Genomic DNA, 12943 nt, shown 5'->3' on the forward strand with positions numbered 1-12943 from the left:
AAATTGGTTGCAAAGGTAATAATTTTTTATATCTAAATGCTTGTCTTGAAACCTTTTATTTGCTGTTTTGCGTGGTTTTTATTCGTTTAGGACATATTTTTATTTGTTTAAGGTTGTTTCGGCAATTGTTTGTTTGGTGCACTTTTTTTACGTATAGTTTTAAAAAATTGATGTTACCGATTCATGTTGTCGTAAAACGGGTGATGTAAATATTTATCCACATTTTTAAAATGTTAATTATTGTTAAAATTGTAATCTGAAGGCGGAACTGTTGCTAGTTTTTGAATTTTTATTGTTTAAATCATTAACCTGTTATTGTTCGTTTAAAAAGTTTAAGAAATTGATATATGACGCTTTCTAATGGTTTGTGAATGTGTGTATTAAGTTTGTGTTAACTTTTATAAACATTAAGTTGTATTCCTAACTTTGCATTATTAATTCTAAACAGAAACAAATTGAGTATGAAAAAATCTCTACTTTTCTTTGCTTTAGTTCTCGCTAGCTACGGAACTATTCAGGCACAGGTTACAACAAGTAGTATGTCGGGGGTGGTCACCCAATCCACTGGGCATGCTACCGCTGGTGCAACGATCAAAGCGACCCACACACCGTCAGGAACCGTCTACTCGGGTTCGGCGAATGTTGCGGGTCGTTTTAGTTTACCGAACATGCGTGTCGGTGGTCCGTACCGGATTGAAGTAAGCTATGTAGGGCAGTCGCCGCTAATCTATGAAGATGTTTATTTGCAATTAGGGCAACCCTTTGTTTTGAACCCTGTTTTTGGAGATAATGCAACAGCCTTAGACGAGGTTACTGTGACGGCTTTGAAAAAGGCGCAAAGCTTAAAGACGGGTGCAGAAACATTTGTTTCACGCAAACAAATTGAAAATCTGCCTACGGTGTCCCGTGGTATTCAGGATTTTACACGCTTGACTCCTCAGGCAGATCTCAAAGGTACTTCTTTATCCATAGGGGGGAGTAATAATCGTTTTAATCAGTTTACAGTAGATGGTGCTGTTTCTAATGATGTTTTTGGTTTGAATGCTAGTGGTATGAATGGAGGAGGAACAAAGACGAATCCAGTTTCATTGGATGCAATCGATCAAATTACGGTGCAGATAGCTCCGTTTGATGTGCGTGCAAGTGGTTTTGCTGGTGGTGGAATTTCTGCTGTAACGCGTTCGGGAACAAATAATGTTGAAGGATCAGTCTATTACTATACGCGTAATCAGAATCTAACAGGTAAAACACCGAAGGCGCTAGTTTCAGGTAGTGAACAAAGGTCTAGATTAGAGGATTTCACAGAGAAGCAATATGGTGTGCGTCTTGGTGGTCCAATTATAAAAGATAAATTATTCTTTTTTGCGAATTACGAAAGAACAGAATCGAATACTCCTTTGAATTATCCAATAGGTTCTTCTTCCTCTAATTTAACGGTAGAAGAGGCTGATAAAATTTATAGTATTGCTACCGGTACTTATAGCTACGAACCAGGATCGTATAGTGATTTAGCCAATACGAATGAGTCAAATAAAATTTTTGGACGTTTGGATTGGAATGTGAATGCACAACATAAATTCTCCATCCGTTACGGTTATACAAAAGCAAACGACGCTTCGAATTTTAGGAATGAGAACAGCGTTACCTTTGCTAATGGCGGTACGCTGAAAGATTACAAAAATCATACGCTAACCGCAGAGCTAAATAGTCGTTTTAACAATTCGTGGTCTAATAATTTGGTTGTTGGTTATAACTCAGTACGTGATTTTCGTAGTTTTAATGGCGATTTATTTCCTCGTGTAGCTATTCGTACGAGTAACGGAACCTACAATTTAGGTACAGATGCGGTGGCAAATGTCAATCAGTTAGATCAGGATATCTTCACGTTAACAAATAACTTAACGTGGTATAAAGGCGTGCATACAGTGACTTTTGGAACGCATAATGAATTCTACAAAGTTTATAATGGTTATATTAATAACTCAAATGGCGCATATACCTTCTCCGATTCGCCAGCGACAGATATTAATCCTGTTACAGGAGTGGCTTATACAGCAATAGAGAACTTTGCTCGTGGTAAAGCATCTTCGTATGCGCATCAATACAGTAATACGGATGATCCTCGACAAGGAGCGAAATTTAGTGCTATGCAACTTGGGTTTTACGTGCAGGATGAGTACCAGATGCAAGATAATTTGAAAATAACAGCCGGCGTGCGCGTAGATATTCCTATCTATAATGATGTGCCGATGGAAAATACTGATTTTAACAATTCTATCCTGGCGAAGATGTACGATGTACAAACGAATAGAATGCCAAAGGCGCAGTTGATGTTTTCTCCACGTGTCGGTTTTAACTGGGATGTGAACTCCGATCGTTCAACTATTGTTCGTGGTGGATTAGGGATCTTCACATCAAGATTTCCTTTGGTGTGGGCGTCAGGTGCCTTTACACAAAGTGGTGCGCTCTTAGGTGGGCACTCTTTGGGTAACGGGACAGTAGCTAATGTGGATTTTGTTGCTGATCCATATAATCAACCGAAGTTTAATGGAACAGTATCGCCTTCAGGAAATATTTCTGTATTAGACAAAAACTTAAAGTTACCTCAAATCGCTAGGTTTTCTGCAGGTGTAGATCAACAGTTGCCTTGGGGAGTTAAGGGTACTCTTGAGTTTATGTACTCGAAGAATTTAAGTTCATTCCGTTTTACAGATCTTAATTTGGAACGTCCTACAGGTGTGTTGGAAGGAGCTGATAATCGCGTTGTTTACGACGTTAATAACAATAATAGACGTGTATTAGATAACTATACGGAGATTATCTATATCGATAATGTGAGTCAAGGTTATTCTTGGTCGACAACTGCTTCTTTGGCGAAAAACTTTGATTTCGGGCTGAATGCATCCTTTGCATATACGTACACCGAGTCAAAAGATATTACCTCGGGTGCTTCTTCGCAGAATCAGTCAAATTTTTATCGGGTAGCGACCGTGAACGGTTCGAATAATGCTCGCTTAGCACATTCTCCTTTCAGTACAGGTAGTCGTTTGTTAGGTGTTGTGTCATATTCTAAAGAATATATCAAACATTTAGGAACAACAGTCTCTTTGATTTATTCAGGACAAAGCGGACCGCGTTATTCTTACATGGTGTCAGGTAATCTAATTGGATATGCTGCTTCTAATGGTAATCAGTTTCAATTAATGTATATACCGAAAGAGCAATCTGAAATCACTTTTGTTCAGAATGGTAATAAAACACCTCAACAGCAGTGGGATGAGCTTAATACATTTATAGAATCTGATAAATACCTAAAATCACGTAGAGGTAAATACGCAGAAAGAAATGCTGCTAGAACACCTTTTTCGCATCAGTTCGATTTGAAAATTGCGCAAGATTTGTTTACAAACATTGGTAAAACCAAAAATAAGTTACAGCTTTCTATTGATATCATGAATGTAGGTAATTTGATAAATGGTAATTGGGGTAAACAATATAGTGGTTCAGATAGTTTCTGGGATAACAGTTTTAAACCTGTTACCTTTGCTGGTTATGAAAGTGGTACAAAGAAACCAACATATCGTCTAAATAACCTAAACAATAATGTTCCTTATTACTATCAAGATATTCCATCTAGATGGTCTGCACAAATTGGTGTGAGGTATATTTTTAACTAATTCCAAATAGTAAGTTTTTGAGAAATAGCCACCCGCAAGGTGGCTATTTTTTTTATTCACTCTTTTTATAAGTGATCTAATCGTTTTTTACAGCTTGTTCGGTACTGGGTGTTTGTGGCAATGACTGGCTTTGTGTGTCGATTGAAATTGTTGTTTGATATTTTGTGTATATCATTTGCTTGTGGTTTAGGTGAAGGAGATAACCAAATATAAAGAGATTCAGCGGTAGCGGTTCTCGTGTTAGTGATTTCTATGCCGTATGGCTATAGGGGCTTCTGTCTTGTAAAAAAAAATATTATAGATTAATATTTTAAACTCAAATATATCGAGGGTGGACATGCGGCGATCCCCGTGGACTTGTCCCCTAAAAACTTTCCTAGTTTACAGTAAATCAGAATAAACACGGGACAAATCATGTGTTTTTTTTGTATTTATAGTGCTACTATCCGACATTTTTGTAGTTGTTAAACTACAGTAAATTAACTTATTTGAAGTAAATTAATTATTGGTATTAATTATTTCTTTAGGTTTTCAATTTGAAAAAAAAACTATCTACTTGTTCTTGTCTCGTTTAAATTAGTTGTTAAATTATATAATAATGATAGTCTGATTTCATTCATGATTCTTTGTGCTTGATAATTGTTTGTATAACTTAATTAATGTAACTTAATTTATAATTGTGATATATGACGTTGTGTTGTAAAAAAAATATTTCGTCTTTCTTTTTTTATTTCTGTCATATATTCCAAAATTGGCGCCATCGTCAGGTGCAGCCTATTATAAATAAATTAATGAAGTGTTTGCTTCATCTGCCTCTCTGTTTTTTTTTCGCGCTTCATTTTACAGGATACGTTGCAGCCCAAGAACGAAATAAGGTTTATCCATCGGCTTATGCAATCAGTTCTACGGGACTTTTGGGCTCCGTAACAACACCGGAAAATACTGTTGGTGCAGAAGCAAGTCAGGGAAGTACGGCTACAATGACTCCTGGCACCTTAGGATCAGCGACATTAGTGCTTAAGTTTCTGCAATTATCTGCTCCGCTACCTGTATCTGTTCCGTTATATGTTAAGCTTAACACGGGGGTGACCATGGCAAGTATGACTTTTACGGTACTTTCCGGAACGACTACGCAAAATTCGACCAGTGAAGGGACCAATCTTACAACAAGCGCAACGACTTTACCTAGTAATGGTCCTGTTAAACTTACTGCAACGACGACCGGAGGTGTTAGTACATACAATGGCGTGCGACTGTATACCACTGCTACAAAAGAAGTAATCACCTCTTTCTTCTACGCACAAGATGTTCCATTGACCTTTAAAGCGGCAAGCATCACAGCTTGTGGTTCCTATAATTTATTGGATAATCTAACACATAAATTCACGAACGAGTTAAGTTATGAGGTTTTTAATGATGTAGGCGTGAAGCAGGTCGGAACTTCGATCGCACAAACGGGGCGGTACAAGATTGTTGCAAAGGATAACGCCGTACCTACGGCAGCAGCGATCGAATCTCCTTTTATTAATGTTACGATTAATAGTCTTCCTGTTCCTTCGAGTTTTACTTCCTATTACCACCTTCCGATCAATCAAGCACAAAGTTTTCCGTCGATTACTTGCTCGGGGGGCTGTACCACGGTGTGGCGCAACAGCGCGGGGACGACGGTTACGAGTATATCAGCACAGACGGTGCCTGGTATATATACATACACAGCAACGATTAGTAATAGTACGTGTTCCGTGGAACGCTCTGTGGTGGTTGAGGTGTATGATCCGCTCAATGAATGTGCCCGGACCAAAAGAACGTATGCGACCGTTTCTGTAGATCAGTCAGGTACAACAAATCCCGGTAATGCATCAGATGCAGACCCGTTAACCAGCTCGTTGATATCGGCGCCCATTTCTTTGCTGGGGCTAGGCTCACATCAGACTGTTGGCTGGGCGAAGAAAATCCCTATAGGAACCAAGGTGTATGTGAAGCTCGGTATAGGTAGTAACCTGCTAGGGTTGATCAGTAGTTTAACCGTACGTGCAAAAAATGCAACAAGTTATGTTGGTGCGACCATGTCAGTGAGTGGGGAGTTAATTGGTCTGGCGGTAGGTGAAAATGATATGATCTATAGTTTCACGACCACTGCAGAGATGGATGCCGTGGAAGTAAAGGTCGCTGGGGTGCTTTCTTTGGGGTTATCAGCAAATCTATATGGAGTTTGGGTTGAAGAATCGACGACCAGCCTATCGGACTGCCCACCAAACGATGAAATTGACGTATTAAAAGGGTCGGAGGAATTGTTGAAAGGTGTGCTTAATGCAGCAACAGCGACCGTTGGTGTGGATAATCCTTCCTGGGCGATTGATGGAAGTTTGACAACAAAGGCGACTATGCGTGCTGCGGTGGGGGTTGCCGCACAAGCGAAGCTGGATATTATCTTCCACACGATGAGCCAACCGGGCGATTCAATTTTTATCAAGGTACAAGATTTAGGTGTTTTAACGCTTTTGGATGGTTTTTCAATCCAGCGATACCTAAAAGGGGCTCCTGTGGGGGCGCCACTTTATATGGGAGGGAGTGTGCTATCCCTACTTAAAGTGGGAACCAGTAGCCAGATTATTTTTACGACCACCACGGAACCTTACGATCAAATCTCCATTAGACTAGGTGGGGTGCTGAATGTGCTGAGTACGTTGGAAATATATGATATTGAACGGAGACCTTTTATTAAAACGGTAGCAAATGTCGATAAACGTGTGTATGTGTGTGAGGGAGATCCTGTTGCTGTAGGTGTGGTAAGTCCATGCTTAGTGTACGATTGGTATGACAGCTTATCGGCAACGACGCCACTTTTTTCTGCGGGTGGCGTACGGGATGGAAGTAATCCCTATCACCCAACCGGCACATTGGGTCAGCGAATATTCTACATCCAACAAAAGGTAAACGGTTGTGTGGTCGGTTCTCGTGTTCCGATAAAGGTTTATCTGATGCCGAAGGCGGGTAAGCCACATTTAAGTATTAGCAATGTAGTAAACTGATAAGTAACAATATTTTTAACCAAAAACTGATTTATATGAAATTAATTCTTAGAACAGCACGAGTAGGATTAGGCCTTATGCTCCTATTTAGTACGTTGACCACGTTGGGCCAAACGGGCACAGCGCAAATTTCCAAACCACCTGTAAGCGTAGGGCCTTTTACAGCCGTGGATAATGCTGGACGAACAACAGCTTTGGGTTCGGATTTGGTACCTGCCTATGAGAACACCAATACAATCTTGTTTTTCAATCCAAATGCACCAGGATCGGGGCTTACGTTGGTTGCTTCAACGAAAGAAGATCACCCGACGCGTATCGGTGCCGATGCGCTTGCATTTACTTCGTATAAATGGTTCTATATGGGGCAAAACCCTGCGTCACCGACAGCAACCGCTTTGGGTAGCATTCCTGCTTTGGGGTTAGATCAACCGTCCAATAAGTTGCAAGTTCAGGGGTTGACAGAAGGATACCATGTTTTTAAAGTACAAGGTTTTATTTTGCCTGCGGGTGCCGATGCGAGCGCAATCTGTCCGCCAGATAAAGAAGAAACTTATGTGGTATATGTATTGCCTCGCTTGAAAGTTGATATTACACGTGAAGCCGGCGGTACGACCCCATTGCAGTATTGTGAAACGGAGGCCGCTACGCAAACCAAGGTGCAGATGCGTGTTGCAACCTCTTTTGAGACTCCGGGAGTTCTTCCTGCGGTCGCAAGTTTCGAGTTGAAGTATACGTGGTATGCTGTAAAAGCCGATGCTGCTGGTAATTTTCCAACGATCGATGCAACGAAAGTTAATTTGACTGGAGCCACCAAAGTGAAGGAAGTTGTTGTTCCGGCTTCTGCGACAGACCCAAATATCTTTGCGCCAACAATCGCTGATATCGGTAAATACAAGTTCTTTGTGGAGGTCGAGCATACATTAAAATCAAGAACTTACGACGGTGCAGATGCCGATGCGGTAACGAATCGTAAACGTGCATATACGTTATACAGAGGGTGGTATGCCGGAACAGATCAAGCAAGTTCACCTGTTATTATTGTAACACCTGCACCAGGTAAACCACACATTACTATTGAAGCTATTCAGGATTAATCTGAAGCATAAATAAAGATGACACCTACACTGCCTATAAGAGTATATATAACTTTTCTCCTTGGAGCCCTACTTGTCTTTGGACAAGTAAGGGCCCAGGTGGGGCAGGTATTGCAGGTCGTAAAGGGAAAGAAAGTCACCCTGCGCGCGGATGCGGATCATGCATTATCTTATGTTTGGTTTAAAGATGATGTCCCTCTTTCCGGTACCCACGAGCAGCGTATTATTGTTACCGATCCGGGCGTATATACCGTTATGGCATTGGGCGATGATTGTATTTCTGATCTTTCCGATCCTGTTCGTATTGTGTTAGATGACCGTGGGACTGATGTAGAGGTTGATCTGGAGATTAGGAATTTGCCGGATAAACGAACTATTGGTGTTGGTAATACGGTGGCGGTACAGTTGATAATTTTTAATAAGGGCGTGGAAACAGCCGAGGATGTTGTCGCAACGTTCACGATTCCACCTGAACTGTCTTACAGTCGTATTATTGGGAGCTACCCTGGGGAGGTGAATTATGTAGAGTCAGAACGAAAATTATATTGGCGTCAGCCCAGTTTGGAGGGTAAATCATCAGCTATGTTATGGCTTGAAGTGGTGGGAGCGGCCAATGGATCTGCTGTTACCTTAGCAGCGGTATCGGCTAAGCAACGTGATCGTATGCAAGGAAATAATACCGATGATGCACGTATAGATATCGTGCAGTTGATTATTCCTAATGTATTTACGCCGAATGGGGATGGTCTGAATGATTATTTCCGTATAGTTGGTTTGTCTTTGTTTCCTGGTAGGCGCCTCACAATTTATAATCGGTGGGGTAATAATGTGTATCGCAGTGAGCAATACGAAAACGATTGGGGAGGTTCGGGATTGTTGGAGGGAACCTATTTCTATGTTCTGGAGTTGACAGATGAAACAGGGCGATCGTCTACTTACAAAGGTGCTGTGCTCATTATTCGTGACCGGATACAGTAGTGTAAAACATGTTTTTTATATTTAATGGAGTGCCGTTAAACTGCAGTTCTCATAATCGGCAATTTTCTTTTTTAGACGTTGTTTCGCTTTTTTGATACCATCGACCGATATCGATAGCTTGTCAGCGAGGTCTCGATTGGATAAATTGAGATATACCAAAGAAAGAAGTCGTAAATCTCCTTCAGAAAAGGGAATTGATGAGGCTTTTAAGTCGTCGTAAAAATTTGGGAAATCTTGACTGAAAAGCACCTTGAAATCACCCCAGCTACGATCATTTACAATATGTAAGGCTAGAAAATCTTTTAATTCCAGACTTACCTGAGGTGGTATACTATTTTGTGCTGCATAGGGTTTTCTATTCGCCATTATATCGCCTGGTTTATATTTTCTTTCTACAGGGGTATCAATCTCTTTATCTAGCAGGGTCATACTTCTGTAAACAATTTTTTTGCGACGTAAACGGAGGTAAAACATTGTTCCTAAACATATATTGATTAATAAAGCCGCTAAAAGTCCGTGGATAATAGCTTTATTTCTCTTGCTTTCTAAAAAGAAATCTTCAATTTGTTTTTTTTCCTCTTCGAGTCTGAGTTGTTCTAAATTAATGCTATTTGCTACGGATGTTGTTTCTTGGAATATGCGATGTCTGGGGGCTGAATCTTTTTCTTGGGATGCGTCAGCAAGTAATGTGTAATATGACAAAAGTAACGACAGAACAAAAAATAGAAGCGTTTTCATAATGGGGTTAATAGCATGCAAGAAACAATCGTATCTTCCTTATAAGCGTATTATATGTGCTTAAAACCTCGGATTTATCTTCGTGTTATTTTTTGTGAGTCACAAATAATAACGAAAAGAAGTTTTCAGGAAAGGCTAGCACTGAGGTAAGTTGCGTTGGCTTTGTTGAAAGAAAAAATGCCTTTTATACAATTGTCTCATTTGTTAGGCGAATTTTGGTATTATTATCCTTTTTCCGAAAAATAGAAGGGTACTTTTAGGTGGACAATTTAAATAAATAGGGGACACGGCGGGAAAAACAGGGGGAATGTGTCCCGATAGAGGTGAGTACGATACTTAGTTGCTGTCTTGGGAATGATTTTGACTTGTTTATGGTGTGGTCTTAACCTTGACTGATCTCGCTTTTATTCGCCACATATTTTTTCAATACATAAATGGTCGATAAAATGAACAAAGCCATTAGAAATACCTTTATGGTAAAATGTAGCGGTGGCTGTGTCGGAAGTATTAGGGGCAGAAGCGCCATGGCATATGCCGGCGGAAGTTTAAATTTACTGATATGAAGTACCAGGTAGATGGCCAGAAAGCTGGTGGATGCGCCGAGTATCATATTACTGAAATACGTTGTCGTGAGACTGCCGATCAGGGCGGCAATGGTCAATAGGAAGATTTGCTTTAGCCATACTTTGCGCGTATACATTTGTTTTTGTATGCTTTCAAAAGCGACAACAAGAACTGGGGGTGTGGCAGCCATATCCATTCTATCGGTATAGAAACAAAATCCCATCCAGCCGATAATAATCGTTAAGTAGGCAGCTATGTCGCCTTTTTGTAGGTTGAATTGTGGTGTTTGAGCAGGTGTAGATGTGTTTTTCGTTTTGAAAGACGCCACTGCCCAAGCTAAGAGGAATGTTAGAATAAAAATGGCAGCTAGAAAGGTGGGGGATGTTGCGTTGGTAATTACAGGCAATAGTCCGGTTGCAAGCGCGGGGGCTAGGTAGTTTCTTAGCCATGTAAGAACCAAGAGCATAGCTGAAACAACCAGTATTAACTTTAAGACCAAGGAGAATGTGGTCATGTTGATTCCGAAGCCAATGATAGCTGTGATCGACGGTAATTTAAAAAGCTCCCAAGGTCGTGAAGTCCACTCCGGTTTCATGTAAACAAAGCATCCCGTAGCAAGCGCTGCTAGCTCTGGTAAGATGATCTCCCGATCTTGGAGAACAATGGCCGCGCAGATCATCAATAAAATAAGAGCAATGCCAAATGTATAACTTTGTATGTTTTTTTTATGATGGACCAGTTGAAGACTGGCTGCTTTAAAAGCTTGTTTCATAGTGGGAATCTCCAGCGTGTTCGAAGCACTCTATATGTGTGAAACAAAGCTACGACCTACGGCCTGAAATTACAAATCGACTTGGTAACAATCGTATCGGGTTTTATTTCGTTGCTCGACCTGCTGAGTATATCAATAGGTCGAGCAACGAAAGAAACTTGTTTATTTTTTCGCATTCCATTGGTAGCGTAAGCCCATGTTGTACCAACGACCCGGCATCGGGATCGCCATACTCTCAATGTAGGTAACATCGAATAGATTTTGAAAATCTGCATATACCTGGAAGGCACCTGCGGTATAACTTAAAAGCGCATCAGAAAGGAAGTAGCTTTTGTTTGAAATACGTTGATTCAACCGATTTGCAAGAGAAATGGACCAACGATCCTGCGTTGCCGATAGTACTAATTTTGCCTGATGTTTCAGGTTCTCCATTTGATATTTTGAAATCAAATTGGGATCGGTCTCCATACTCGGGTGTAGATAATTATAACCTAGGTTAATTTGATAGAACCAATGATTGACAGAGCCTAATGTGTAGTTGATATTCGTGTTTACCCCATTGACAATATTGTTGCCCATGTTAAAGGGTTGATATGGTTGTGTGTTGTCGTTGCGAACCCAGTCAATGAAACTTTTTATACGACGATGGAAATATCCTGCATGTGCGGTAACACCTTTATGCTGATATTTTATGGCCCCTTCTATTTGCCATGCATTCTCGGGGCTTAACGCTGCATTTCCCACATTGCTGGGTTGTTTCAGATATAGATCGGTAAAGGATGGTATACGTTGACTCGAGCCGGCATTAAGCACTAACTTCCATCGGTTATCGAGTTGGTACCCCATATCAATGCCAGGGTACAATTGCCAGCCATATTGACTATTGTAATTTAAATAGGCGCCGATATTGACGATTAATTTGTTGAATTTTTCGGTGCGAAATTCGGCATAAGCACCATGGTTGTTGCGGTCGTGTTGACCAATATTTGAACTACTTATGCGCTCCAATCGACTTTCCCAGCCCAATCCAAAATCACCGAATGACGTTTGGTATCTACTGTTTAACTCCATACTGAACGCATTGTTGTAATGGCGGCTACGTGCGCGGGATAGATCATTTCTAAAATAACGATAGTCGTCCTCATTATAACGATTGCTAATGCGTGGGTTCAACGAAAGATTGTCGGTCAGTTGATGCCTGGTAGCAAGGCTTGCCAACACTGTTTCTACAATCTCTTCCGATTCTTTATCACCGGGAGCAGCATAGAATCCATTTGCGCCAAATTTGTTATACATATAACTACCCATCCACTCGGCCTGGTTACGGCTGTCTATTGTTAGATTTCCTTGGTAATGTATTTTATCGTTTTGTGCTGCGGTGTTATACCGCTGTCCATTTGTTTTTTCCTTACTGTAGTATAGCTGATGTTGATGTTTTTCTTGGTACCAGGCAGCCCCCAGTTGTGCGCCCGCACCATAATAGATTCCATCCTTTTCTTCTTCATCTCTGTTTTTAAAGGAAGAGCCACCATAAATATGTGCTGTGATACTGCTGTTTTCAACGCGCTTGGTTACGATGTTAATGGCACCTGTCAACGAATTGATACCATAAATGCGGGCAGCGGCGCCACGGATTACTTCTATCCGTTCGATCGACTCTAATGGAATAGGTAGATTTAAATTGTGGTGTGCCGTTTGTGGATCGGAGACCTTAATTCCGTTCAGTAAGATGAGTGTTTGCTCAAAGCTGCCTCCATCTATGCTCACATCAGCTTGTGTGCCAAAAGGGCCACGTTGGCGAACATCCACACCGTTTAAGAAAGGGAGAACTTCATTTAATGAGCGAGCCGGTAGCTTTTTGATATCGGCAGCTGTCATTATTTCGATATTTCTATTGTCTTTACTAAAAGGTATTTGTAGTCTGTTTTCTGTGATAATTATTTCTTTAATACTGTCCTGCTTTACATTTTGTCCGGCGCCAATGAATGGAATCAAAGCGGCGGATGTTAGTAAATATGTTTTTATTTTATTGTTCATGCTGCAAAAGTGCTATCTTTCCGGATTGTTTAACTGATCCGTTTTTTAAAA

At 40.7% G+C, this 12943-nt stretch carries 7 protein-coding genes; 4 read left to right on the forward strand and 3 right to left on the reverse strand.

Translation table 11 applies throughout. The features are described 5' to 3' along the window. Positions 1-461: 461 nt before the first annotated feature. The 4 genes from E2P86_RS06580 (at position 462) to E2P86_RS06595 (ending at position 8781) form a co-directional block, all read left to right on the forward strand. On the forward strand, positions 462-3677 hold the full coding sequence (locus E2P86_RS06580) for a TonB-dependent receptor (protein ID WP_134431722.1): 3216 nt from the start codon (positions 462-464) through the stop codon (positions 3675-3677). A 791-nt stretch (positions 3678-4468) separates the two neighbouring features. After that, on the forward strand, positions 4469-6709 hold the full coding sequence (locus E2P86_RS06585; protein WP_134431725.1) for a hypothetical protein: 2241 nt from the start codon (positions 4469-4471) through the stop codon (positions 6707-6709). A gap of 35 nt (positions 6710-6744) precedes the next feature. Then, a complete protein-coding gene (locus tag E2P86_RS06590; RefSeq protein WP_134431728.1) occupies positions 6745-7803 on the forward strand; it encodes a hypothetical protein in 1059 nt (352 codons plus the stop codon). Between the two features lie 18 nt (positions 7804-7821). Beyond that, positions 7822-8781 (forward strand): T9SS type B sorting domain-containing protein, encoded by a 960-nt coding sequence (locus E2P86_RS06595; RefSeq protein WP_085472652.1) that lies wholly within the window; start codon positions 7822-7824, stop codon positions 8779-8781. Between the two features lie 21 nt (positions 8782-8802). Here the strand turns inward: E2P86_RS06595 and E2P86_RS06600 are convergent, their stop codons facing one another. The 3 genes from E2P86_RS06600 to E2P86_RS06610 all read right to left on the reverse strand — a co-directional run bounded on the left by E2P86_RS06600 (position 8803) and on the right by E2P86_RS06610 (position 12892). Further along, positions 8803-9519: a hypothetical protein gene (locus tag E2P86_RS06600; RefSeq protein ID WP_085472653.1), complete on the reverse strand. Its 717-nt coding sequence runs from the start codon at positions 9517-9519 to the stop codon at positions 8803-8805. Between the two features lie 382 nt (positions 9520-9901). After that, the gene (locus E2P86_RS06605) at positions 9902-10855 is read right to left on the reverse strand and encodes a hypothetical protein (protein ID WP_134431732.1); all 954 of its coding nucleotides are present in this window, start codon (positions 10853-10855) and stop codon (positions 9902-9904) included. 162 nt (positions 10856-11017) lie between these two features. Beyond that, positions 11018-12892 carry a TonB-dependent receptor plug domain-containing protein gene (locus E2P86_RS06610; protein WP_134431735.1) on the reverse strand — a complete coding sequence of 625 codons (1875 nt, stop codon included), beginning with the start codon at positions 12890-12892 and terminating at the stop codon, positions 11018-11020. Positions 12893-12943 lie beyond the last annotated feature (51 nt).

This window comes from Sphingobacterium psychroaquaticum, assembly GCF_004421025.1.
Taxonomy (GTDB): Bacteria; Bacteroidota; Bacteroidia; order Sphingobacteriales; family Sphingobacteriaceae; genus Sphingobacterium; species Sphingobacterium psychroaquaticum.

Coding starts and splice junctions, on each gene's coding strand:
- E2P86_RS06595 (WP_085472652.1), top strand. CDS start 7,822: ATGACACCTACACTGCCTATAAGAGTATATATAACTTTTCTCCTTGGA.
- E2P86_RS06600 (WP_085472653.1), bottom strand. CDS start 9,519: ATGAAAACGCTTCTATTTTTTGTTCTGTCGTTACTTTTGTCATATTAC.
- E2P86_RS06580 (WP_134431722.1), top strand. CDS start 462: ATGAAAAAATCTCTACTTTTCTTTGCTTTAGTTCTCGCTAGCTACGGA.
- E2P86_RS06590 (WP_134431728.1), top strand. CDS start 6,745: ATGAAATTAATTCTTAGAACAGCACGAGTAGGATTAGGCCTTATGCTC.
- E2P86_RS06585 (WP_134431725.1), top strand. CDS start 4,469: ATGAAGTGTTTGCTTCATCTGCCTCTCTGTTTTTTTTTCGCGCTTCAT.
- E2P86_RS06610 (WP_134431735.1), bottom strand. CDS start 12,892: ATGAACAATAAAATAAAAACATATTTACTAACATCCGCCGCTTTGATT.
- E2P86_RS06605 (WP_134431732.1), bottom strand. CDS start 10,855: ATGAAACAAGCTTTTAAAGCAGCCAGTCTTCAACTGGTCCATCATAAA.